At 59.5% G+C, this 24,589-nt stretch carries 17 protein-coding genes, 1 tRNA gene and 3 pseudogenes; 7 read left to right on the top strand and 14 right to left on the bottom strand.

Going from position 1 to position 24,589, the window contains the following annotated elements; genetic code table 11:
• Positions 1-43 precede the first annotated feature (43 nt).
• Positions 44-802, bottom strand: coding sequence for an SDR family oxidoreductase (locus KHO33_RS13640; RefSeq protein ID WP_054036942.1), 759 nt, complete (start codon positions 800-802; stop codon positions 44-46).
• Between the two features lie 310 nt (positions 803-1,112).
• Here KHO33_RS13640 and KHO33_RS13635 point away from each other — a divergent pair, with 310 nt between their 5' ends.
• Positions 1,113-2,075: a 2-hydroxyacid dehydrogenase gene (locus KHO33_RS13635; RefSeq protein ID WP_154564037.1), complete on the top strand. Its 963-nt coding sequence runs from the start codon at positions 1,113-1,115 to the stop codon at positions 2,073-2,075.
• Between the two features lie 264 nt (positions 2,076-2,339).
• Here the strand turns inward: KHO33_RS13635 and KHO33_RS13630 are convergent.
• A pseudogene (locus tag KHO33_RS13630) lies at positions 2,340-2,702 on the bottom strand (DDE-type integrase/transposase/recombinase); the annotation flags it as partial.
• A gap of 72 nt (positions 2,703-2,774) precedes the next feature.
• On the opposite strand from KHO33_RS13630, the gene KHO33_RS13625 reads away from it, so the two are divergent.
• On the top strand, positions 2,775-4,217 hold the full coding sequence (locus KHO33_RS13625) for an ISKra4 family transposase (protein WP_054036939.1): 1,443 nt from the start codon (positions 2,775-2,777) through the stop codon (positions 4,215-4,217).
• A gap of 373 nt (positions 4,218-4,590) precedes the next feature.
• Here KHO33_RS13625 and KHO33_RS13620 read toward each other — a convergent pair.
• The 3 genes and pseudogenes from KHO33_RS13620 to KHO33_RS13610 all read right to left on the bottom strand — a co-directional run.
• A pseudogene (locus tag KHO33_RS13620) lies at positions 4,591-4,870 on the bottom strand (FAD-binding protein); the annotation flags it as partial.
• A gap of 78 nt (positions 4,871-4,948) precedes the next feature.
• The gene (locus KHO33_RS13615) at positions 4,949-6,157 is read right to left on the bottom strand and encodes an acetyl-CoA C-acyltransferase (protein ID WP_054037010.1); all 1,209 of its coding nucleotides are present in this window, start codon (positions 6,155-6,157) and stop codon (positions 4,949-4,951) included.
• Between the two features lie 152 nt (positions 6,158-6,309).
• Complete coding sequence (locus tag KHO33_RS13610) at positions 6,310-7,077, bottom strand: SDR family NAD(P)-dependent oxidoreductase (RefSeq protein ID WP_200565787.1); 768 nt, start codon at positions 7,075-7,077, stop codon at positions 6,310-6,312.
• Between the two features lie 366 nt (positions 7,078-7,443).
• On the opposite strand from KHO33_RS13610, the gene KHO33_RS13605 reads away from it, so the two are divergent.
• The 5 genes from KHO33_RS13605 to KHO33_RS13585 all read left to right on the top strand — a co-directional run bounded on the left by KHO33_RS13605 (position 7,444) and on the right by KHO33_RS13585 (position 15,200).
• Positions 7,444-8,460: an AraC family transcriptional regulator gene (locus KHO33_RS13605; protein WP_054036937.1), complete on the top strand. Its 1,017-nt coding sequence runs from the start codon at positions 7,444-7,446 to the stop codon at positions 8,458-8,460.
• Between the two features lie 554 nt (positions 8,461-9,014).
• Positions 9,015-10,703 (top strand): tannase/feruloyl esterase family alpha/beta hydrolase, encoded by a 1,689-nt coding sequence (locus KHO33_RS13600; protein ID WP_200565786.1) that lies wholly within the window; start codon positions 9,015-9,017, stop codon positions 10,701-10,703.
• 624 nt (positions 10,704-11,327) lie between these two features.
• Positions 11,328-12,686: an MFS transporter gene (locus KHO33_RS13595; protein ID WP_054036935.1), complete on the top strand. Its 1,359-nt coding sequence runs from the start codon at positions 11,328-11,330 to the stop codon at positions 12,684-12,686.
• A gap of 82 nt (positions 12,687-12,768) precedes the next feature.
• Entirely contained in the window at positions 12,769-13,533 is a 765-nt protein-coding gene (locus KHO33_RS13590; RefSeq protein WP_054037006.1) for a nitroreductase, read from the top strand.
• A gap of 14 nt (positions 13,534-13,547) precedes the next feature.
• A complete protein-coding gene (locus KHO33_RS13585) occupies positions 13,548-15,200 on the top strand; it encodes an AMP-binding protein (protein ID WP_054037004.1) in 1,653 nt (550 codons plus the stop codon).
• 459 nt (positions 15,201-15,659) lie between these two features.
• On the opposite strand, the gene KHO33_RS13580 is transcribed toward KHO33_RS13585, so the two are convergent.
• The 9 genes and pseudogenes from KHO33_RS13580 to KHO33_RS13540 all read right to left on the bottom strand — a co-directional run bounded on the left by KHO33_RS13580 (position 15,660) and on the right by KHO33_RS13540 (position 24,565).
• A tRNA-Gln gene (locus KHO33_RS13580) sits at positions 15,660-15,737 on the bottom strand.
• 560 nt (positions 15,738-16,297) lie between these two features.
• A pseudogene (locus KHO33_RS13575) lies at positions 16,298-16,682 on the bottom strand (transposase); the annotation flags it as partial.
• Positions 16,683-17,177: 495 nt separating this feature from the next.
• Positions 17,178-18,620, bottom strand: coding sequence for an aldehyde dehydrogenase family protein (locus KHO33_RS13570; RefSeq protein ID WP_054036931.1), 1,443 nt, complete (start codon positions 18,618-18,620; stop codon positions 17,178-17,180).
• 33 nt (positions 18,621-18,653) lie between these two features.
• On the bottom strand, positions 18,654-19,838 hold the full coding sequence (locus KHO33_RS13565; protein WP_054036929.1) for a fumarylacetoacetate hydrolase family protein: 1,185 nt from the start codon (positions 19,836-19,838) through the stop codon (positions 18,654-18,656).
• A 63-nt stretch (positions 19,839-19,901) separates the two neighbouring features.
• Positions 19,902-21,134 carry a porin gene (locus tag KHO33_RS13560; RefSeq protein WP_054036928.1) on the bottom strand — a complete coding sequence of 411 codons (1,233 nt, stop codon included), beginning with the start codon at positions 21,132-21,134 and terminating at the stop codon, positions 19,902-19,904.
• Positions 21,135-21,458: 324 nt separating this feature from the next.
• Entirely contained in the window at positions 21,459-22,478 is a 1,020-nt protein-coding gene (locus KHO33_RS13555) for a Gfo/Idh/MocA family protein (protein ID WP_200565785.1), read from the bottom strand.
• Positions 22,479-22,504: 26 nt separating this feature from the next.
• Complete coding sequence (locus KHO33_RS13550; protein ID WP_236062710.1) at positions 22,505-23,425, bottom strand: shikimate dehydrogenase family protein; 921 nt, start codon at positions 23,423-23,425, stop codon at positions 22,505-22,507.
• A 144-nt stretch (positions 23,426-23,569) separates the two neighbouring features.
• Entirely contained in the window at positions 23,570-24,022 is a 453-nt protein-coding gene (locus KHO33_RS13545) for a cupin domain-containing protein (RefSeq protein WP_200565784.1), read from the bottom strand.
• Between the two features lie 120 nt (positions 24,023-24,142).
• A complete protein-coding gene (locus KHO33_RS13540; RefSeq protein ID WP_236074674.1) occupies positions 24,143-24,565 on the bottom strand; it encodes a shikimate dehydrogenase family protein in 423 nt (140 codons plus the stop codon).
• Positions 24,566-24,589: the final 24 nt, after the last annotated feature.

The following is a 24,589-nucleotide window of genomic DNA, read 5'->3' as shown; positions in this document are numbered from 1 at the left end:
TACATTGGCCGGTTGTTCTTCTTATATTAGGCGTGAGGGCGATTTATCCGCGGCCGACGAACGGCATCGCGCTCGCCATGATGGTCATGTTGAGCACATTGGCTTCGAGCGGAAGACTGGCCATATGCACGACGGCATTCGCGACGTGCGTCACATCCATTCTTGCTTCAGGCGCCATGCGTCCGTCCGCTTGCAGTACACCGCGGTTCATGCGTTCCGTGAGCGATGTGGCCGCATTGCCGATATCGATCTGGCTGCAGGCGATATTGAACGCGCGTCCGTCCAGCGCGATCGATTTGGTGATGCCGGTGACCGCATGTTTCGTTGCCGTATAGGCGATGGTATGCGGCCTCGGCGAGTGGGCTGAGATCGATCCATTGTTGATGATTCGTCCGCCTTGAGGGGACTGTTCTTTCATCAGTCGATAAGCTGCCCGAGCGCACAGGAAGACGCCGGTCAGATTGGTGGCCACGACGTCGTTCCAGAAATCGACCTCGTAATCCTCAAGGGGGACGGCCCCCGCGTTGCGGCCTGCGTTGTTGAAGAGCACGTCGAGCCGGCCGAATGCCTCGACGATCTGCGAAAATGCGTGCTGGACCGACGCGGCGTCGGCAACGTTGGCCTGGAAAACATGTGATTCTCCGCCGGCAATGCCGATGGCCTGTTTCGTTTCCAGCAGCGGCTCAGCTCTGCGCCCGATCAGCGCGACGGCGAATCCCGCGTGGGCGAGCGCAAGGGCGGCGCTGCGGCCGATGCCGGAGCCGGCGCCCGTAACGGCTGCGAACTTCTTTGATGCAGACATTTGACTTCCTCTCAACGATTCAATTGAACACGGGAAAGAGAGTTGCATCCGCGCTATGCGGTGAGCAATCTTGATTCATTGAATCAACATCCGAGGGCTTTGTGGACCGGGATCGTATCAGGGTTTTCCTGATGCGCGTGTTGCCGCGAGCAAGATGGAAGAGGGGCAAGACGGAAACGAATCGCAACGCGCAGGCACCGCGAACAATAAGGGGCTAATCGTTATCGAGGAGTTGATTCATCCAATCAACATTGACGGTCCGGTCTGCGATTTCGTAGTCTCTCGACGTCTGCCTACCAAAGGAAAAACCATGTCGGAAGATAAACGCACCAGCCTGTTGATTGCGCGAAGGGTTCCCACAGCCGTGGCGAAACGCGCCGCAGCCGAATTCCATGCCTTCGTGACCGAGGCCGATATGGACTCGTGGTCTGTCGTCGACTTCTGCAAGAAGCACGATGTGCCGGCCGTACTCATCGGGAAAAAATCCGGCCTGCAGGCGGAACACATTGCCGCGCTGCCCTCGACGGTCAAGATCATTGCGAACGCGAGCGCGGGCTTCGATCACATGGATGTAGCGGCGGCCCGTGAAAGGGGAATCGTCGTCACGAACGCACCTGATGCGTTGACCGAGTGCACGGCCGATTTCTCCATGCTGCTCTTGCTGGCTGCGTGTCGTCGCGCGTCAGAATACGAACGGATCATGCGCAACGGATGGGGCAAATCGTTCGGCATGACCGAGATGCTGGGTACGCGAGTGAACGACAAGACGCTCGGCATCGTTGGATTCGGGCGTATTGGACGGGCAGTCGCCAAGCGTGCGCAGGCATTCGGCATGCGCGTGATTTACACGGACATGCACCGTGCGGGTCCGTCGGTGGAGAATGGCGCGACCTTCTATGCCACCCTCGACGAAATGCTGCCGCACTGCCAGGTACTCACGCTGCACGTGCCGGGCGGAGCCGTTCCACTCATGACGAAAAGAGAGTTTGGACTCCTTCCCGCAGGCGCAATTTTTGTCAACGCGGCGCGTGGCGGCCTGGTGGACGAAGATGCGCTTTATGACGCCCTGACTTCGGGTCATCTATTCAGCGCGGGTCTGGATGTGTACCGGAATGAGCCCAATGTCGACAAGCGCTTCGCTGAACTCGACAATGTGTTCCTGACGCCGCATATGGCCAGCGCAACGATTGAGACCCGCGACCAGATGGGCTTTACGGCGCTGGATAATGTCGCCGCCGTGCTGGAAGGGCGGCCCGCCTCGAATCCTGTCTAAGGCTCGCCCTCATCGGGACAGTAACGTTGCGACGCCGGTCAAAAAACGGTGTGGTACGCATCGACGCATGATTGGCCACCGCTGCAGCGTTCTTGAGCGTGCCGCCGTTTTCCGATTTTCATGAGGTTGATCGGCATCAACCCGGTATTGTCAAAACTACAAAAAACTGCGACTCTCTACACATGTTACTCGACGGCTCTTTCAAGTTGGCGGGCGCAGGCTACCTGTGTGGATCAAGAGTAGTTATCCTTATCAGATAACTTTCTATGCTGCGGCAGCAACAGTCCAGCCATGCCATGTGGCGAAGCGTTCTTTGAGTGCGGCACGGTGACATGCCGCGTTTATTTGATGTCAGGGCAACGCGAAGTGCTGCCGGATCACGCAGAAGCATGAGAGAAACGCCTGCGTGCGACGCTCATCGCGAAAGCCGCACATCTGGCGTTCGCGCCTGCGGGTCGGCTGGTGACTGTTCTCGGCACGGTTGTTCACGCGTGCAGCCGCCTTGACGAAAACGTGCTTCACCTGAGCGAGCTCGGGAATGTCAGCCTTCGCCGCCGGATAGCTGCGCAGCTGGTCAGTCACGATTTTGCGCGGCACCGGGTTTGAATGCAGCAACTGTTGGTGGAAGCCGTTAAAAAGGCTGGGAGACGAGCGCACCGCGGGGTATCGTATCCCTAACGACGAGACCCAGGAGCCACCGTGCGATGCTCGGTCATTCTTGAGTTCGATAACGGCGACGGGAGTGTGGTAAAGCGGGTTGAGGTCATGCGGTTGCACAGGCCCATCGACGACCAGACGCCAGGAGACGTGGGACTGTCACTCAGTGAAGGCAAGTCTTTGCTCAATTGTGTGCAGCAGGAGTTCGTTGTCGAGCAGATCGAACGTTTTTGCGCCTCGCATAGATCCTGTGTGGATTGCGGCGTCCAGCGTCGTCTGCATGATAATCATTGCTCGGATCTGAAGACCGTGCTAGGAAAGGTTTACTATTGCCGTGAACGATCGAAGGCCTGCAATTGCGGTGCTGACGGCTCTAGATATGTTTCTCCGCTCAAGGGCTACCTGACGGAGGCAAGTACCGGTGAACTGAGATGGCTGCACGCGGAGCTTGGCGCCGCGATGCCCTATCGGCAGGCCAAGGCAGTCATGGACCTTCTGCTACCCACCTCCGGTCGCGACAATCATGTAACCATCCGCAACCACACGGTGGCCATCGGAAAATCAATACAGCACGCACCACCGGTGCGTCGGTGGTGCGAGACGGAAAAGCCGATTGCGGAGCTTGGCATTGACGTCGGCTATGTCCGTCGCGCACGTTGCAATCGCAAGGGTTCCGGCAAGGAAAATCGCGCAGAAGCCGGGAACCGGCCGTCGTCGATCGCAGTCGTCGTTGCTGCTTTGGGCCAAGCCGGTAAGCAGCCACGAGTGTGGGCTTCCGCCATGCCGCGCACCAGGCGACTGAATCAAGAAATGGCACGATTCCTCGAGGACAGCGGATACGGGGATCCTAATGAAGTCGTTGTCCTGACTGATGGAGCTCGGGACCTGGCCGGCGTCGCTAATGATCTCCCATACGATAACGAGTGGATTCTTGATTGGGCACACATCGGGCGCATGTTGCGACGCGTTGAGCTGGCTATCGCGCCTCTGGCATATGGGCGACTCACGGACAGTGGATCAGCGTTTGAACTGTGGGATCTGTTTGTCCGCTTCCGCCACTACGTTTGGGTCGGACGTACTGCCGCCTGGCAGCAGTTTTCAGCTCGACTTGCTCACTTGCTTGATCTACGTGAGACACGAGATCAAGCAGTGAGCGGCCAAGTAAGGAAAGCGAGCTATAGCCTCTCGAATGTGGTCACGTATCTCGGCAGCAACGCCGAGTCGCTGATCGACTATCGCACATGGCAACGTGCGGGAGGACGAATCTCCACCGGCTTCGTCGAATCGTCAATTAATCGAATCGTTGGCCGTCGAATGTGCAAGAGTCAGCATATGCGCTGGAGTCGCGTGGACGCACACAGTGTCGTGCAATTGCGCGTCGCGTTGTTGAACCAGGAATTCCACGAACTCGCGCGACGACAGTTTCCGTGGATTGGACAGCGACGTGTTACGTGGCATTGGCAACGAACTTCCCAGTCTTTTTAACGGCTTCCGTCAACATATGGGCCCTTCAGATGAATCACCGCGGAGCCCATAGGTTCATTGTTGGCGGGTCATTTCCTGATTTTCGGCGTGCACCGCAACCCCCATTGCAGGGCGCCGGGGTGCTGGTGGAAAGACAAACCAACAACCGTCGTCGTGCCGGAAGAACATGATCTTCAAGGAGCGTTGCTCACCCTCGGACTCAACGCAAACGCAACGCCACGCCTTGCAACGTGTGCGCGTAATGCGAGTCACCCGAGACGAGCCTGCATCCGAACCGAGCCACATATTAACAATCTTACGGAGCGATCTTTCCCGTGCAACCATCGGCGTACTCCAGCGAATTCAGAATCCAAGAGTTGCAACTCAAGCGCAATCAAAGTGCATCCATAAAGTCCGTCGCGAACGGATCGTCGACGAGGCCGTACTCGGCCCCGCCAAAGATCGGCGCTTCTTCGTCCTCCCGATCGCCACGATCATCTTCGAGTTCATCATGCCCGCAGCGGCTGGATCGCGCCCGAGAATCCAAGCGCGATGTACGGTTGCGGTGCAACAATCTTGCGGGTCTGGCCAACCTCCTCTGAACGTAGCGTGTCGACCGCTGCGTGCGACGCGCCAAGTGCGGCGGTCAGCTTGCCGGCGAGGGGCTTCAGCAACCCATGAGTGCGAATTCAAACCCGATAGGCTGCGCGAACGGTGGGTTCGCCGTACTTCCGAAGCGCCGATCATATTGCTTAGACGATCTCAATTGCCAGCGCCGTGGCCTCACCACCACCGATGCACAGACTCGCGACGCCTCGCGTCTCGCCGCGCTGGCGGAGTGCGCTCAGGAGCGTCACGACCAGGCGCGCGCCCGTTGCGCCGATCGGGTGACCCAGCGCGCAAGCACCTCCATGCACGTTCACGCGCTCGTGAGGAAGCGATAGTTCGCGCATGGCGGCCATGACAACCACTGCAAATGCCTCGTTAATTTCCCACAAGTCTACATCGTCGGACTGCCACCCGACCTTGGCTAGCAGCTTCTGGATCGCACCCACGGGCGCAGTGGTAAACCAGGCCGGCTCCTGAGACTGTGTGGCGTGCCCGCGGATAATGGCCAGCGGCGTTAAACCACGCTCTTGCGCGGTGGAGCGGCGCATCAGCACCACGGCCGCTGCTCCATCGGCGATCGAGGCAGAACTCGCCGCTGTGACTGTGCCGTCCTTTCCAAAGGCGGGTTTGAGGCTGGGGATCCTGGCCAGTTCTGCCTTCGCTGGCGCCTCGTCCTCGTCGACGAGTTTCTCGCCGCTGCGGCCCGGCACCGCCACCGGCGTGATCTCCCACCGCAACAAGCCGTCACGCTGCGCCTGTTGCGCGCGCAGCGTGGAGGTGGAAGCAAAGGCGTCCTGTGTATCGCGCGTGAAACCGAAGTGGCGCGCGCAGTCCTCGGCGAAGGTGCCCATAAGGCGGCCAGGGGAGGCGAGGCCGTAGTGATCCTCCAGGCCGTCGAAGAACATGTGGTCCAGTACCTGGCCGTGTCCCAGGCGCTGGCCCGAGCGGGCCTTGGGCAACAGGTAGGGCGCGTTGCTCATGGATTCCATGCCGCCGGCCACGATCACCTGTTGACTCCCAGTCAGCAGCAGATCGTGCGCAAGCATCGTTGCCTTCATACCCGAGCCGCAGACCTTATTGATCGTGGTGCAACCCGCCGAAAGCGGCAAACCGGCTCTCAGCGCCGCCTGGCGTGCGGGTGCCTGCCCCAGGCCGGCGGGCAGCACGCAGCCCATGAGCATCTCGTCTACCGCCTCTGGCTGCAGCCCTGCGCGATCGAATGCGGCACGGATGGCGCTGGCGCCGAGTTGCGGCGCCGTCAGCGACGCGAAGTCGCCCTGGAAGCCGCCTAGCGCTGTGCGTGCGGCACCGACGATAACGACGGGATCATCTGAAGTCGAAGAAATGGGCATGCGAGTCTCCATCCGCCGCTGCGCGGCGGCGTTGCAGGGGGTGGGGAAAGTTTGGCAGTCCGCGGGTTATCCGAGCCCTTCCGGCTTCGGCGACTTGCCTAACTCAAGCAAGGCGGTAGCCGGAACAATGACGTGCACTCCAGACGCCGAGTTCACCTTGCCGCCATACGGATGCCGCCATCAAGGCGGATCACCTCGCCGTTGAGGTAGGTGTTTTCGAGGATGTGCACCACAAGGCCCGCGAATTCTTCTGGCCGACCAAGGCGCGCGGGAAAGGGGACCATCTTCCCAAGGGCGTCTTGTACCTCGGTGGGCATGCCTTTGAGCATCGGCGTCTCCATGATTCCAGGCGCGACCGCAAGCACGCGAATGCCATCGCGGGCCAATTCCCGCGCGATAGGCAGCGTCATGGCCACGACACCGCCTTTGGAGGCCGCATAGCCTGCTTGCCCGATCTGGCCATCGAACGCGGCGACTGAAGCAGTATTGATGATCACGCCGCGCTCACCATCGGTCTCCGGCATGTTCGCGGCCATGCAGGCTGCGGCCAGCCGTACCATGTTGAAGGCGCCGATCAGGTTGACCTGAACGGTGCGCGCGAAACTCTCTAGCCGGTGCGGGCCTTCGCGTCCGAGCACTTTCTCGGCGGGGGCAACGCCTGCGCAATTGATCAGGCCATGCAGCGTGCCGAAGGTGTCGCGGAACGCGGCCATCGCACGCTCCGCGCTGGCTGCATCGGATATGTCGGCCTTGGCGAAGTGGGCATTGCGGCCCAGTTCCGCCGCCAGCGCAGTACCGGTGTCCTGGTCCAGGTCTACAAGCAGCACCGAGGCGCCGCCCGCCACCAGACGGCGCGCCGTGGCCGCGCCGAGCCCTGAGCCGCCACCCGTGACGACGAATCCTTTACGTTGAATCTGCACTGCTGTCTCCCAAAATAATGATCCGGAGGCGCAACGGCCCGGCCCGTGCTTCGCCGGAAGCTCTGGATTCCGAAGCCATGGATGCCTCTTGCATGGTTCACGTGATATGGCCGCCATGCTGTATGACCTTGGCCAACAGTGCCACACTCGCGACAACGAACTGAGCGGCCATGGTAAGCGGCAGGCGGGCGTACGCACATGCCCATAGACCTCTTCATGCGTGTGCTCGTCGGACATATTGGTCGGGGCATGGGCCGCCCGCCAGCGTTCTTCGGCCGATGACTGCCCGCGCTCAGTCGGGTAGCAGGTTTGACTTGCGCCCGGCAGCGATTAACATCACCACACTTTCTGTGGGTACGCCTGACTATGAATGACACTCAAGACAAGGGCACAACCTCTATCAGCCTGGTACGCGAGGCAATCCTCGCGGCGACACAACGGAATCTCGATGTGTCGGCCGTCCTCCAGCACGCTGGAATCGCGGCGGAATTGTTGAATGCGCCGAGAGCCCGTGTGCCGGCGTTGGCCTTTTCGCGCCTGTGGTCGGCTCTGGCCGACTTGATGGACGACGAGTTCTTTGGTCTCGACAGCCACGCGCTGCGCCGGGGTAGCTACGCTCTGATGTGTCACGCGGTGCTGGATGCGGACAATCTGGAACACGCGCTGCGTCGCATGCTGAAGTTCCTGCGCGCGGTTCTCGACGACATTCACGGGGAGTTGCGCTGCGAAGGCGAGCATGCGGTGATCATCCTGCATGACGATGGGCGGACACGCCGACTCTTTGCCTACGGGACGTGGTTCATCCTCGTGCACGGTCTTGCATGCTGGCTCGCACGCAGACGGATCCCACTGATCGAGATGCGGTTTCGCGCCTCCCCACCAATCGATGACAGCGACTACCGCATGCGCTTCTGCGAGGATGTGACGTTCTCAGCAGAGGAGACCCTGATCCGCTTCGATCGCAGTTTCCTCGGCCTCAAACTGTCCGGCACGGAAGCGAGCCTGCGTGTGTTCCTGGAAAATGCACCAGCCAATATCCTGGTCAAGTATCGCAATGAATCGAGCACTACGGCCCAGGTCAGGCGCCGACTAAGAAACCAGGCCCCCGACGACTGGCCGGACCTCGACGCGCTATCGCGATTGCTGAATCTATCCGCGGCCACGTTGCAACGCCGCCTGCTGGCCGAAGGCACGAACTACCGGCAACTGAAAGACGAATTGCGCCGTGACATCGCAATCGAGTTGTTTTCCAGCAGTTCTCTCACAGTCGCCGAAGTCGCTGCACGGACTGGCTTTCAGGAAACCAGTGCTTTTCACAGGGCCTTCAGAAAGTGGACGGGGGCCAGCCCGGGAATGTACCGCCACGGCAAGGCCAACTCTTAACGTTAGAACTCATACCGTTGTCATAGCAGAATTCGAGCGTTTCGACTTGCTTGTACGTCTGAACTGTCGAAACGGCTTGATCCTCGTTTCCGAACGAGCGCTGCGCAAAAGCATAGCTGCCGAGGCAAGGCAAAGTAAAGCCGGGCAACCGATGAATCGCATACAGGCGGGCAGCGCCCCAGCGGCATTGCACTCATCCTCACGTGAATTCTCGGGATGATGGGTCGCCAACGCATGAAGCACAACGAAAGCCCGACGTGTCCACAGACCTCATGCAAACTGAAGTCGGCGGACATGGATTGGCGTCTCAGCCAGGCTGACACTACAGTCGCGTCCGGCAAATCAGAACAAGCCTCGCACCCGGTTGCGCAGAGTATTCATAGCTGGCTCCGCAAGAGCCCCGCACTTGATCGCCGCCGCAAAATAAGTGAAGCGTCATCGCTTATCGGGGCAGCAGTTTTCTCGCCAGCACGTCACCGAATCGGCGGCGGCAAATAACAATTGCCCTCGATGAGCAGCGCATTGCGGTAGCAAAAAAATATATGGAGACGAGAATGAGAAATCGGTTCAGAATTCGCCGAAGCCCGGCTATTGTGAGTGTTCTATTCGCAGCATCAGCCGTTGCCGTATCTGGCTGCGGCGGCAATGACGCCGCACCGGCAAACGTCGTGGCCGTGACGCCTGCCGCGAAGTGCGGTGCGTTGGCTGGTATGAATGTTCCTGCCAGCTCTATCGGGTTGCCGACAACCGGTGCCACTGTCGTGTCAGCGACGCTCGTTTCTGATACTGATTCTGCTAACAGAAATGGTGAGTACTGCAAAGTGCTCGGAACTATCCATCCGGTCGATTTCAATGCGCCCGATATCCGGGTGGAAGTGGACCTTCCGACTAACTTCAACGGAAAAGCCGTTCACTTCGGTGGCGGGGGATTTGACGGCACCATCCCCAATACCGAGGGCTCGCCATTTGACGGGTTCTCATCCGGGGCAGAGCCCGCAGGCGTCAGTACGCCGTTGCGCAGGGGTTATGTGACTGTCGGGAGCGACAGTGGGCATGAGGGAACCATCCTAGACGGTTCCTTCGCAACAAACGATGAGGCACTCGCCAACTACGCAGGCGACCACATCAAGAAAACACATGACTTTTCAGCCTACGTTGCAAAGGCCCGATATGGCTCCGACTTCGTGCACAGTTACTATATTGGCGGCTCAAGCGGCGGACGACAAGCCTTGATCGCGGCGCAACGATTCCCGAACGATTACGACGGTATTATTTCGACCTATCCTGCTTCAGGAATCACAGGACTATGGCTCCAGATGGGCAGGATCTCGCGCTCTCTGCTGGCACCTGGAGGATACGTCACGCCTGCTAAAGGCAAGGCCCTTCTTGCCGCCATCATGAAGCAATGCGACGCTCTGGATGGTGTCGCCGACGGCATTATCGGCAACCCTGCAGCATGCGCGTTTGATCCAACCGTGATTCGGTGCCCCGGCGGGGGCGACACCGGAGACACTTGCCTGTCGGACGCGCAAATCGATACGATGAAAACCGCTGGCTCACCGCTTGACCTTGACTTTAGTCTGGCAAACGGAGTTCAGACTTTTCCAGCATATAACGCATTCACTGGGGCGGATTTTTGGTCCACTAGCTTGGCCTGGGGCACTTCCGCTGCCGATGCGATTGTCGAGCCTGGGGTGATCGGCAAGAGCGCATTTTATTACACGTTTTCAAATGACATGCTCCGGTTTGCGGTCGCTCGCGACGCTGGATCAAGCATTCTGAATTTTAATTCTGCCAACCCGGGATCATTAACTTCGCGCGTCCAGGCGGTGAGCGCACTCATGGACAGCACCAGCACTGACTTGAGTCAATTCCAGAGCCGCGGCGGCAAGATCATTCTCCAGCACGGGCAATCAGACCAGTTCATTCCGGCGCAATTGTCGATTGATTACTATAACCGGCTGGTATCCCGATTCGGGCAGGGGCCACTTAGTCAATTTCTGAAGTTCTACCTGGTTCCGGGCGCGGCCCACGGTTTCGGCGGACAATTCAATGGCGCATATGACGGTCTGACGGCGTTGGACAACTGGGTGACGACAGGAATTGAGCCCAAAGATCTGACTATCACCGACCTGACTCCGACAACAGCCGGACGTACCAGGCCCATGTGCGAATACCCACAGTGGCCCAAATACATCGGTGGCGACCAGAATCTGGCGGCGAGCTTCTTGTGCTCGAATTAGTCCAGTTCGCCGTGCGCACCCATTGGCCGTGCCGGACGGCCACTTTCCACCCGGAATTTCCAGCGCTGACGCGACTGGGTGCGCACGTTCCGGCCCGATGCAAAGCCCCACCCCGTCAACGACCTGCAACGGCATCCGGCTTGCGGCCACACTGAGCGGGCTCACCGCATTTCGTTGCGCAGGAACTCTGCGTCGATCCGCTGCTCGGGGATCCTGCGCTATATAGCGCGCGGCTCGACTATCCCGCCGAGCTGATCCGCAGCGTCCATCTTTACGCCCGTACTCAGACGAATAACCAGTGCGCTGCGGACAGTCGCAATGGGGGCATGGTTTGTCCGAGGGACTGCGTCAATCCGTCGTCACGAGAAGCGATTTCTCCAACTGGAAATCGGTGCCCTCGCCTAACAGAGATTGGGCTACCGCCGGCGGCGCAACGCCGGAAACACTGGTGTTCGATGACCTCATCCAGGTTGAAGGTGATGGACATGGACCGCCACCTGCGTCCGCCTGACACTGGTGGCAGCACGACAGCAGCGGTTGATTGGGGCGCGATAAAGGCGCCCCATCGATGGCGCCCACAGCTCGCGCGGATTTCACGCACGAGATTAAAACCAAGGAGACGACATGAACCAGATAGACGTGTATTCACTCGCCGGCCGGGCCAGATTCAATAGCTTTCATACCCTTGTCCTGTTCTGGTGTGTCTTGATGTTGATACTCGATGGCTACGATCTTGCCGTCGTCGGCGCGGCGCTGCCATCGATCATGAAAGACATGCACATCGGCGCGACCAGCGCGGGCATCATGGCTGGTTCGACACTTGTTGGGGTCATGCTCGGGGCCATTTTCCTTGGCACGCTGGCGGACCGTTTCGGACGACCAACGATGATGTGCGTTTGCGTGGCCCTTTTCAGTCTTTTCACGGCGTCCGCCGGGTTGACGAGCGATCCAATCAGTTTCAGCGTGACGCGCTTTGTCGCCGGCCTGGGCATCGGCGGAGTCTTGCCGATTGTCACCGCGCAGATGGCGGAGTTTTCGCCCAATGCGTTGCGTACCCGATTGGTCACGCTGGTGTTCGCAGGCTATTCGATTGGCGGGATTCTGGTGGCGCTGACTGCAAAGCAGCTTATCGACAGCTACGGCTGGCAATCGGTCTTTTTTGCCGCGGGCCTGCCTGTGCTGTTGATCCCGTTCATCATCAAAACGATGCCCCATTCGATGATTTTCCTGCTCAAAAGCGGCCGGCACGACGAATTGCGCACAGTCATGAAGCGGCTGGTGCCCGACTATCCGCTGAGCGGTCGAGAGCAGTTTGCAGGTTCCCTGTCAGACAAAGCCAGCGACGCTTCGGTGCGACGACTCTTCCAGGATGGCCGCGGCTTCAGTACCACGATGATATGGGTCGCGTTCATGACGGGCCTCTTCATGGTCTACGCGCTCAGTTCGTGGTTGACCAAGCTGATGGCCATGGCTGGGTATAGCCTGGGTTCAGCTTTGAACTTCGTGATCGTCTTCAACGTCGGCGCGATCGCCGGTGCGATCTTCGGCGGCTGGCTCAGCGACAAGGTCAACATCAAGCGGGTTCTGACTGCGTTCTACATCGTCGGGGCGGTTGCGCTGTCGCTGATGGGCTACACGAAGTCGACCGTATCGTTGTTTGCCGTCGTATTCGTTGTCGGCGCATCGACGCTCGGTACGCAATTGCTTGCCTACGCTTATGCGGGTGACTTCTATCCTCATGCGATCCGGTCTACCGGTGTTGGCTTCGCTTCCGGCGTGGGCCGGATCGGCGCGATTGTGGCTCCGGTGCTCATTGGTTGGCTCGTCTCCCTGAAGCTGCCGCTGGAACAGAATTTCATGGCAATCGGCCTCGCTGGCCTCATCGGCGCGGCGGCGGTGACGCTGATCAACCAGACACGTGCCGATTCGCATCGCTCAAGCAGCGTGCCTGTTGTCGCGGTTCAGGGCGGCGCGGGGCGCTGACATTTCCGCCATATGCAGCTTCGTGGCCGAGATTTTTGCGAACAACGCGGCGCATATGGGCGTTACCCTCAACAAGCGCTACATGATTCAGTGCAGCGCAACTTTCAATCCCGGCATCGAAATGGACCGTCTATCTCCGCTTCCCTTGAACTCGTTTGCCGACGTGAACCGAGCCGTCGATTGGGCGCTCGTCACGCGGCGCAGCGTCCGCGCTTTCCTGCCCACGCCGGTTCCTCGCGAGCAGATCGAGTCCATCCTCGACGTGGCTCGCTTCAGCGCAACCGGCGTCAACATCCAGCCCTGGCATGTGCATGTCGTGACAGGCGCAATGAAGTCCCGCCTGTCTGCCGCCATCAACGAGATCAATGACGATCCCGTTCGCAGCTCCGACCTGGACGAGCCCTATGACTACTACCCGCGCGAATGGATCGCACCGTATGTGGACCGCCGGCGTGAGGTTGGTTGGAACCTGTATGGCCTGCTGGGCATCGAGAAGGGTGACAAGGAGCGGATGCACGTCCAGCACGGTCGCAACTACAGCTTCTTCGATGCACCCGTGGGCCTGTTTTTCACGGTTGACCGGATCATGCGTGAAGGAAGTCTGCTGGACACGGGCATGTTCCTGCAAAGCGTCATGATCGCCGCCCGCGCGCGGGGCCTCGACACGTGTCCGCAAGCGGCTTTCAACAAGTTCCACCGTGTCATCGCCAACGAGCTGTCCATTCCCGACAACCACATGTTGGTGTGCGGAATGAGTCTGGGTTATGCGGATCCCAACTGCATCGAGAACACTCTGGTCACGGAGCGCAGTGCGGTCGGCGATTTCACTACTTTCTACCAAGAATGAATGGAGACAAAGTCATGAGTGCAACGGCCTATTCTCGAGGACTTGAGAAGAACGCGGCGAACCACGTTCCATTGACGCCCTTGACCTTCCTTGATCGAACCGCCGACGTCTATCCGAATCGAACCGCGATCATTCATGGCGACTTCCGGCAGACATGGGCGAAGACGCGCGAGCGTTGCTATCGCTTCGCGTCGGCGCTCGTTCAGTTGGGCATCGAACCGGGCGACACGGTGTCGATCATTGCGCCGAACACCCCGGCCATGCTTGAGGCCCACTTCGGCGTGCCGCTCTCGGGGGCGGTTCTCAATGCCATCAATTGCCGACTCGATGCTGACGGTGTCGCCTTCATTCTGTGCCACGGCGAATGCAAGCTCCTGCTCGTAGACCGCGAATTTGCACCGCTCGTCGAGAAAGCATTGCAGTCAGTCCCCAATCCGCCGCGTGTGATCGACATCAACGATCACGAAGCGCCCGATGGCCCCACCATCGGGGAAACTGATTATGAGTCACTGCTGGCGAGCGGTGATCCGGCATTTGCGGGCCGCCGCCCGCTCGACGAGTGGAGGCCCATTGCATTGAACTACACGTCCGGGACGACCGGGGATCCGAAGGGCGTCGTTCCGAGCCACCGCGGCACCTATCTGATGAGCCTGTTGCAGATGACGAACTGGCCGCTCCCGCGTGCGCCGGTTTACCTGTGGACGCTTCCCATGTTCCACGCGAATGGCTGGTGCTTCACATGGGCGATTACTGCCGCGGCGGGAACGCACGTCTGTTTGCGCAAGGTGAATGCCGCGAATATTTTGTCCGCCATCGCCGAACACGGTGTCGATCATTTTTGTGCGGCCCCGATTGTGCTCGCCGGCATCGCGAGCGTACCCCAGTCGGAACGGCAGCCGTTGCCACGTCGTGTGCGAGTCCTTACCGCCGGCTCGCCGGCGCCGGCAGCGGTTCTGGAGGCCGTTGGCGCAATGGGTTTCGACGTCGACCATGTCTTTGGCATTACCGAGATCGCCGGCACGCCCATCAGCTGCGCATGGCACGACGAGTGGGATACATTGCCGCCCGAGCAGCAAGGGAAACTGCAAGCGCGACAAGGTGTACGTGCGGCAGCGTTCGAGAACATGTCGGTCGCCGATCTTGCGACGCTCGAACCAGTGCCCGCCGATAGCACGTCTTGCGGCGAAGTTCTCGTCCGGGGGAATACGGTGATGATGGGATATTTCAAGAATGCCGACGCAACGGCAAAAGCTTTCGCCGGCGGCTGGTTTCATACTGGAGATCTTGCGGTCGTTCATCCAGATGGCTACATCCAGATCACGGACCGCTCCAAGGACGTCATCATCTCGGGCGGAGAAAACATTTCGTCCGTCGAGGTGGAGGAGGTCATTTATCGCATGTCCGGCGTGCTCAACGCGGCCGTGGTCGCTCAGCCGGATGACAAATGGGGCGAGACGCCTTGTGCGTTTGTCGAACTGAAGCCGGATGCCTCCAACATCACGGAGCAGGATGTCATCCTGTTCTGCCGGGAGCGACTGGCGCATTTCAAATGCCCGCGCCGCGTAATTTTCGGCGAATTGCCCAAGACCGCTACAGGCAAGATCCAGAAGTTCCGTTTGCGCGAGCAAGCAGGAAGCCAGGTCGCGATCACGAGGTTGGCGGGATAAGGTTGATGGTCCGCTTAGCGCCCCATGCGCTGTCTCGCCGTACGACGTCGTCGTGTCGATCGTCGAGAACGACGACGCGGACTGGTCCCTTGGATACGGCAGCGCACAGTTCATGACCAAGGGGACTGACGGATCTTCGGCAAGCCGGCGACGTTCTATCAGAGGCGACCATCCAGGAGGTTCCGCAGCAACTCTCGTCCGAGGTCGTACGCGATCGCGGGGAGGAAGCGCTTCTGGGGGCTGTTGTCAAGGGTTGTTGTCGCGCTCGTGCGACGGCAACAACGGGCCCCCACGCGTCTTTCGTTTCGAGCGCGAACGGTCTCCGCGATGCATCCGTGCCCAACGGGCTGTGGCCAGCAAGCAGATTGTTTCGCATCGCGTGAGCAAGCGGCACTTGTCGCTTACGACATTTCTGCGCATCGCTACCCAGGAGCGCTCTCGCGACCTCGTAGTGAAATATGGAAGGGGAAGAAGGATTCGAACCTTCGAATGCCGGAATCAAAATCTGGTGCCTTAGCCCAGCTCGGCGGCTCCCCTACTCATGAAGACGGAGTTCATACCAAAAAATCGAGCGAGGGTAATCTCCTCACAGAACAATTTTTCGGCAATCCGCTCGCGCGATTACTTCGCGCGCAAACTGCCATCGTTTAGGTTTGTTCGACGCCTGCGCTTGTCTGCTGCCGCGTGAGCGCACGATGACGCATGCGGGCAGGCGTTGGACATGCCTCAAGGGAGGAAACCGCGGAGTGGAACGACGCGGCCGGTGACGCGTGAGTTAGACGGGAATCTTGCTGAAGAATGACGCCGACGCGTTTCTAACGACCCAAGCAAGCTTGACTAGAACTAGCAACTTCTATGACGGACCGGACGAAGTTCAAGCGTCTGGTTTTCGACGAGACGCAACAGGACACGAAGTTTGCGCCGCCATATTCTCAGATGCTCCGGCGCGCAGACGTGAATGCAAACGTCCGCGGTATTTTGCGTCACGGTTGACGATATCCTGTAGGTTTTGGAGAACGGCCATGAGACGGTGGCGCTGTACGAATTCGGTAGTCAGAGTTTTCGGTAAGCGTTGAGTGCCCCGAATCTGGTTGTATAGACCACCGGTAGTTTCCCGGCTCGGCTACGAGGCGGTTGCGCACCGGCGCATGATCGATGACCTGGCTCGCGAGCAGAAAATACCGTTCGGACTCAATCACTGTTGCCCGGTACTCGCCACGCCACACCGTACCGCGGCGTCCATAGCGGCGGTTGAAGGTCCGACATAGCGACGGCTGATCGCCTGCATCGCCACGGCCACACTCCACTCGTATGAAGGCGTGACGAGGAACTGCATCGCGTCAGGCATGAGTACCCATGCATGGACTGCCAGATCGGCGACACGCGCCGGGTCTGCGAATTCCAGGAATGCAGGCCCGCGAGCTCCTGCAAGATAACGTGCTGCGGTTGTTCTGGAACGTAGTGCCGCGCAAGCCGTGTCACGCTGACTTAGCCGGAAATCCGATGTGAGGAAGCGATCCTGGCGGGACTTCGTCCGCGTTAACAGGCTGGTTTGACGTTGCAACGTACGGGTGTTAAGTACCAGTTCCTCGTTCCACACCGAAGTCTCGTCCTCGCGCGGCGACCAGGAAAAGCACGCGTGTTGACAAACTTGCCCATCGGCATAGACGTACCGATTTCATTGGGCTGCCGGGCGGCCGATGACTCCTCCCATGACTTCAGTCATGGGAGGAGTGCTCGTCATGACGGACATTGGCAAGACGAAGATGAAACACGTGACAGCGCTCCAGACCGACTTCCGTCACAATTTCAATGAGTTCTTCAGGCGACGATACAGCACATTGCGAATGGCCTGATCCGTGTTGTCGGTGCACCAGAGCAGATCCATGAAAAATTGGTGATTCGACGGAAAGACCAATACGCCACCACGAGCGGTAGGGCAGAAATTCGTGCTGCCAGTTCTCGCTGCTTGCTTGCTCAAACGTTCCCAGGAGCGATGTATGTGGTTTTCACGGTCGTGTAAAACTCGCGCGCATGGGTCCCCTGTTCCCGCGGACCATAGCTCGAACCTTTGCGACCACCGAATGGAACGTGATAATCGACCCCGGCCGTCGCGGTGTTGACCATCACCATGCCGGCCTGCACGTGGCGCTTGAAGTGGCTCGCATGCGCCAGCGACGCGGTGCAGATGCCGGCAGAAAGGCCGAATGGCGAGTCGTTGGCTACGGCAAGTGCTTCGTTGTAGTCTGTGACTCGGATGACGGAAGCGACAGGACCGAACACTTCCTCCCTGTTGATCGTCATCGCCGGGGTCGTGTTGGTCACGAGGGCGGGCGCCAGGAAAAATCCTTCGGTTGCTGAGGGAACACGACCACCGCCAAACACCGAGCCGCCTTCGGCGCATGCCAGTTCTATATAACGCTCGTCCTGACCCAGCTGTTTGGCATCGACAACGGGACCGATCTGCGTCGACTCATCCAGCGCGTTACCAATCTTGAGACTGCGCATGCGCGCCTGCATGGCCTCGACAAAACGGTCGTGGATGCCGCTCGTCACGATCAGGCGGCTAGATGCGGTACAACGCTGGCCGGTGGAGTAGAAGGCGCCGTTGATGCACGCCTCGACCGCGACGTCCAGATCGGCATCGTCAAGGACGACCATTGGGTTCTTGCCACCCATCTCGAGCTGGAACTTCTTTCCGGTTGCGACGCATTGCGCGGCGATCGCCTGGCCGGTCCCAACCGACCCGGTGAAGCTGATGGCATCCACGTCGGCTGACTTGACTAGAGTTTCGCCGACGACCGACCCCTTACCCATGACCAGATTGATGACCCCCGCTGGGGCGCCGGCTTCGGCGATGATCTTGACGAGTTCCCATACGCTGCCCGGCACGAGTTCCGCCGGCTTGACGACCACGCAGTTTCCATACGCGAGTGCAGGCGCGATCTTCCAGGCGGGAATCGCGATTGGGAAGTTCCACGGCGTAATCAGGCCGATGACGCCCAGCGGTTCGCGTGTGACTTCTACGGTCAGTCCCGGGCGAACGGACGGCACAATCTCACCGCCGACCCGCAATGCCTCGCCCGCGAAGAATTTGAAAATCTGTCCGGCGCGTCCCACTTCGCCGACTGCTTCGGCGAGCGTTTTCCCTTCCTCGCGTGCCAGTAGCTTACCGAGTTCGTTTTTGCGCGCAAGGATGGTGCTGCCGACCTGGTCGAGCAAGTCAAAGCGCTGTTGCGGGGCGCTGAGCGACCACGTGCGAAAGGCCGAGCGTGCAGACGCGATTGCTTTCTGTGTCTGATCTGCGCTGGCTCGTGCGAAGTGGCCGATCACGTCGCTCGTGTCCGAAGGGTTCACATTAGGAGCGGAGTCGTTGCCATCGACCCATTTGCCGCCAATAAAGTTCTTGAATTGCGTCATCGTAAATCCGTCAATGAGTAAATACGTGTTTGATCAGCCCAGGTTCAGCAGCGAGCGCCCGGCGAGGTTGGCGTACAGCGCACGCACGCCGAATGTCCACGGCGCGATTTCGGTCGACAGCCGCACGGTGTTGACGAGAGCGCCAAGTGGAGGAGCGCTGATCGTTACGCGGTCCCCGAGGTGATGCGTGAAGCCGCCACCCAGTGCGTCGCGATCCTTGATCGGAGAGAACATCGTGCCGAGGAACAACATGAAGCCGTCGGGATACTGATGATGCTTGCCCCATGTCTGGCTCACCAGGTCAAGAGGGTCACGGCTGATCTCCCGCATATGGCTGATGCCCTCAAGCAGGAAGCCGTCGTCGGTACCTTCGACGTGCAACGAAACACTTGTTTCTCGGATCGTGTCCAGCGTGAACCGTTCGTCGAACAGGCGGATAAACGGACCGATCGCGCATGAGCCGTTGTTGTCCTTGCATTTGCCAAGCAGCAGCGCCGACCGGCCCTCGATGTCGCGCAGATTGACGTCGTTACCCAGTGTGGCGCCCACCACCTCGCCCTTGCTGTTGACTGCGAGGACGATCTCCGGCTCGGGGTTGTTCCACTTCGAAGCAGGCAGCAAGCCGATATCGGCACCGAGTCCCACTGAAGACATAGGCTGCGACTTCGAAAATACCTCTGCATCGGGACCGATTCCGACTTCCATGTACTGCGACCATGCACCGCGACGCTGCAGTTCTTCTTTCAGCGTGACGGCAGCTTCGGAGCCTGGCTTGATCTTCGAAAGATCGGTGCCGATCAGACGCGTGATCGCGGCGCGCACCTCCTCAGCCTTCGCAGGGTCGCCGCCTGCCTGCTCTTCAATGACGCGCTCAAGAAGGCTCACTGCGAAGGTCACGCCGCAGGCTTTGATGGCTTGCAGATCGCAGGGAGCCAGGAGGTAGGGGCGATCCGCTTTTCGTTGTGCGTCGACTGTGGCTTCGATCAGATTGCCGACATGACCCAGAGGTTCGCCGGAACCCTGCCGGACGAGTTCGACCAGATCCTGGCGATCGAAAAGATCAGAGACGGTTGCGGCGAAGCGGGAGATATCGAATACTTCCCCGCCGCGAACAGCAACGACGCACGGTCCCGCGCCGTGTTTCGTTTGGCGCCACACGCGGCCAACGAGCAGGGCACCGTCGAGATCGTCAGGAAGGTAGCTGGAATATGAGGTCATGAAAGGATCCAATGTGCATTGAAAGTGCTGGCGGTCGTAGTCGCAACAGGATAAAACTCTGTACTAGAAGCGGTGGACGATACCCACGCCTGCTGCGAACATGCTGCGCGACGATGACGGAGTCGACTGGAAGCCGTCGCCGATCGATGCCGTTGCGGCGATCGAGCTGTTGGTCGGGCCACCCGGGAACGTCGGCGTGCCGAGCGTTCGGCCGTTCGCGCGCTGGAATGCTTCGAGTGCGTAGAACCCTGTACGCTTGGACAACGCGTAGTACTGGGACAGGTTGAACTGGTGGTACGACGCCGCGTCGTCGACACCGTTCGCCTTGCTCGCCCACGTGTAGCTGTAGCCTGCAGCAAAGTCCCATGCCGTCGCGGGCTTCCAGTGCAGCACGGTGCCAGCGGTATTGAAGACCTGCTCGTCCGAGAACTTCGACGCCACGCCCGGGATGTACTGAACGTTAGTGTACGTCGCCGTGATATCCCACGCGCTGTTGAACACGTAGCCGAGGCCGACCGCGAAGCGATTCTGCGCCTGCGCACCCTGATAGCCGTTCGTTACCGCCGACACACCCGACTGGCCACCCGTGTTGGTCGTCGAATCCGCACCGTAGACGCCACCGCCGACGGTCGAGTTGTTGATGCGCGAGAACGCGACAGTACCGCCGATGGGGCCTTGCTGATACTGGATTGCCGCCGACCACGTTGAGCCGCGATAGACGCTGTCCGGCACGCCTGCAAGCGAGTACGAGCCGCTGACCGTCACGCCATAGAGCTTTGGCGACGTATAGACGATCGAGTTGTTTGCGCGGTAGATCACGTCCAGTTCATCCAGATCGCCCGGATGCGCGCCGAAGTAGCCCGTGAGCCAGGTGGTGGGGCTGTACGGCGCTATTAGCGTGTAGTACGACGTGTACTGGCGACCCACGGTTAGCGTACCGAATGTCTGGTTCGTCAGACCGACCCAGGCTTGACGGCCGAACATCGCGTTCGTGTATTGCTGCGCGCCGTTGTTCAGATTGAATCCCGACTCCAACTGGAAGATTGCCTTCGTGCCGCTGCCCAGATCTTCTGCGCCCTTAAGGCCAAAGCGGTTGCCCGCCCAGATGCCCGATGCCATCTTGACGTTTGAGCGCCCACCGCTCGTCGAACCGAGCGACGTCTGGCTGCTCTGATAGACGATCGAATCATCGACGATACCGTAGAGCGTCACGCTGCTTTGAGCGAACGCCGGCGCGACTGCCGCGAGTGCCGTTGCTGTAGCAACGGCGGCCTTGTTCGGGTACAGACTCTTCATTAAATTCTCCTCTATGTCCAAGTGAATTGCTTTTGCTCTATCGGATGGGTAGGAGCGCCTTGAGTACGCTCATATCGACCGTCAGTGTCGTTGGACTACGTGCAACTAGATTCTTCGGCTCACGCGTTATATCAAATTCGCTGTACTAACGTAATTCTGAAGCGCGCCACTTGCAGATGAAACTGACCAACTTGACTTGCGGAAATTCCTGGTTAATGCGATGGATTAATCAGGTTGCGAGCAGCGATCCACGCTGTGGCGATTGAAAAAAACTTCGGCGCACGTATGTCGGCTGTCTCGCATTTTTCCTTCGCTACAGATTTCTCACCAGGAAGCGCGATCCAGTCCAATAGACATTCCGCCCTGTTGGGCAGAGGCGTAGGCCGCGTCCATGACTTGCATCATGAGCTCTGCGTCGCGCAACGACGCGATCGGCCGTGCTCCAGTACGGCATTCCGTGAGCACGCGCTTGACGAACAATGGGTAGTAAATGTCAGTCTCGAGCTGGAGGCGGCGGCTTCGCGTGCCGGCAGGCAGGTTGTCTCTTTGCCGAATCTCGATCCGGTCGGGCCCGGATTTCGCGTACATACGATCGGATGCAAGAGTGAACGAAAATTCGCGCTGCTCGTCTGGTGTACTGGGGAAGCTATATCCCGTTTCCACCAGGCCGATCACGCCGTCTTCGGTTTGCATGGTCAGCAGCGAATAGTCTTCAACGGCTCCTCGATGCGTTCTTGAGTTCATCGTGGCGGAGACTCGGGCGATCTCCTTGCCAGTGAGCAATCTAAAAAGGTCGATGAAGTGAGTCGCCACGTTGATTGTCGATCCGCCTCCGGAATAAACCGGATCGAGTGCCCAGCCGGCACCGGCCGCTTCGTATCGACTGGGCGGTCCCACAATGAAACGGAACGACATGTAATTGAAGTCCGACGGTATGCGCCCCTCGGCATCTTCGAGCGATCTGAGCAACTCGCTCATCCGGAAGATCAATGGCACTGCGCAATAAAGGTTGGCTTCCTCGGTCAGTTTGCGAAGTCGGGTGACCTGCGACATGTTGACGCCGCACGGTTTCTCCAGCGCGAAGGGTATGTGTCGTGCGATCACGGCCTCGGCAAGCGCCGGCATTTCAGAATGCCGCCCGAACACGAAGGCAAAATCGACTTCCTCACGTTCGAGCAATTCATAGGCCGACGGGTACAGCCTGCTTCCGAATCGTGCGGCGATTGCCTCACCCTTGACCTTCTCCGCATCCGACACGGCGACCACTTCAATCCCGGGCGCTTCCAGCGCATCCAGATAGAGCGGGACATGCCAATGGCTGACCTCCAGCAAAGCAACTCTCATGCGTATTCTCCTTTGAAATTCTCTACTCACCGCGGGCCGTGATCCGGTGCTGATCGTCCATCGGGGAGGTAATCGAACCCCAGAAACTTAAGTGCGTAGACGGCCTGCCCCTGATGCATCGGTCCCCCGTCCTGGGTACGGCACCCGCGCGCATGCGCGGCGCGTCGAAGCGGCGTTGGCTCTGGCGCATTGATGATGTCGACGACGATGGCGCCGGGCGCGAGCCGCTCCGGATCGACCGGCATGGCATCGTTCACTTTCATGCCAAGCGGCGTGGCATTGATGACGACGTCGAAGCCATGCGGGTCAGGCGGCCCCGAACGTACGTCGCAGCCGGTCTCAGCAGCAACGGATGCCGCAAGGTCGCCAGACCGATGTGTGTCGACATCGGATATGGTCAGCTTGCTGGCGCCTGCTGACGCGACCGCAAACGCGATGGCGCTCCCTGCGCCTCCGGCGCCGACGAGAAGCACGGACTTATTCGCCGGGTGGTTGCCTTCCCATTGCATCCCAAGAACGCAACCAACGCCATCAAATATCGCTCCGACCCAACGTCCATCCGATTCACAACGGATGACGTTGAGCGCGCCGACCTGACGGGCCGTTGGATCCAGTTCATCGACGTATTCCAGCATGCGTTGCTTATGAGGCATGGTGACAAGCATGCCTGCGAGATTGCCCATCGCTCGTGCACCGCTGACGAACTCGGACAGGTTTTCCGCCTTGACCCAGAACGGGACGCAAGCCGCGTCCACGCGCTGTTCAGTGAAAAGCTGGTTCAACAATTGTGGCGACTTGGCGGCCGTCAGTGGATCGCCCACTAACCCATAGAGTCGCGTCTTACCTGTGATATGTGGATCCATTGCTGCGTGGTGTTCGATGTTGGCTGAAGACGCAGTCTTACCTGACTGCTCCGGGATTTGGCGTACCAGGCGCGTGTCGGACACTTACATTCTCCGACCGAACCACTTTGATGCAAATGCCGCAGCTCTTTGACGCAACGCGTTCATTGCGTTTTAAGCTGTCTGCGACTGTCGTATGCGCCGAGAACAAGCGGTGTCATGACGCTCGAAAGGCCAGGGTGTAGACGATTACTTCCAGGGCGCCGGCGGTACGTCCAGATCCCAAGTCCCGTACACAGCGGGCTCGTTAATCTCAATGACCTCGAGATCGTCGGAGCGCCACATGACGTTGTGCGGAACGCCGGCCGGCTGTGACAATCCGTCACCCGCGTTAAGCGTCACGTCGCCCTCGATACCGGCGAAATGGAACGTCACGGATCCGCGCAGCACATACAGGTAGTGCCCGGTCATGTCGTGCCAATGCCAGCCAGTAGGCTCGGTGAACGGCTTCAGCGCACGAATGTGTTTCGCTCCGATGCGACCGTTGGTCACCGCGGCGAGTCCGAGGTCGCGATACTCAGAGTCGGCGCGCAGGCCCTCTTGGTTCCAGGGCGACTCGGCCGCGCTGATGCGCGCAAACGCGCTTAGAGATTGCGCGAGCTCACGTGGGCCGTCGTAGCGGGGTATGTCTTCGTTGTGCATTTGCATTTCCTTTGTGCGGCGTCAAGATATTCGCTAGTGCTGCGGTTACCTGATTCCTGTTCGGCTCAAGCCGAGTGGCACCGACGCACTACTAGCGAGCAGTGGGACCGGCCAAAGCAGCTACTTGAGAGCCAGATTTGCAACCTTTTGCGCATCGGCTGTTCCGATTCGTCCGGCCACAGCCTCGGCGCGCACCCGGTCGTAGTCGGCTTCGGATATCGTTCCGATCCGGCGCCCATCTGCTTCGCAGCGAATGACGTTGAGCGCGCCGACGTGACGAGCAGTCGAATCCAGCTCGTCGACAAACGCGAGCATCCGTTGCTTATGAGGCACTGTGACGAGCATCCCGGAGAGATTGCCCATCGCTCGTGCACCGGCGACGAAGGCCGGCAGGTTATCTGGTTTGACCCAGAAAGGAACGCAAACTGCGTCGGTGCACTGTTCGACAAACAGCCTGTTCAGCAACTGTGGCGACTTCGCCGCGCTCAGCGGGTCGCCTACCAAACCGCAGAGCCGCGTTCTGCCTAAGATATCTGGTTGCATTGCGTCTTAATGTAAAACGAGGGT

The sequence above is a fragment of the Paraburkholderia nemoris genome, assembly GCF_905221015.1.
Lineage (GTDB): Bacteria > Pseudomonadota > Gammaproteobacteria > Burkholderiales > Burkholderiaceae > Paraburkholderia > Paraburkholderia nemoris.
This window is presented reverse-complemented; position numbering and strand designations above follow the sequence as displayed.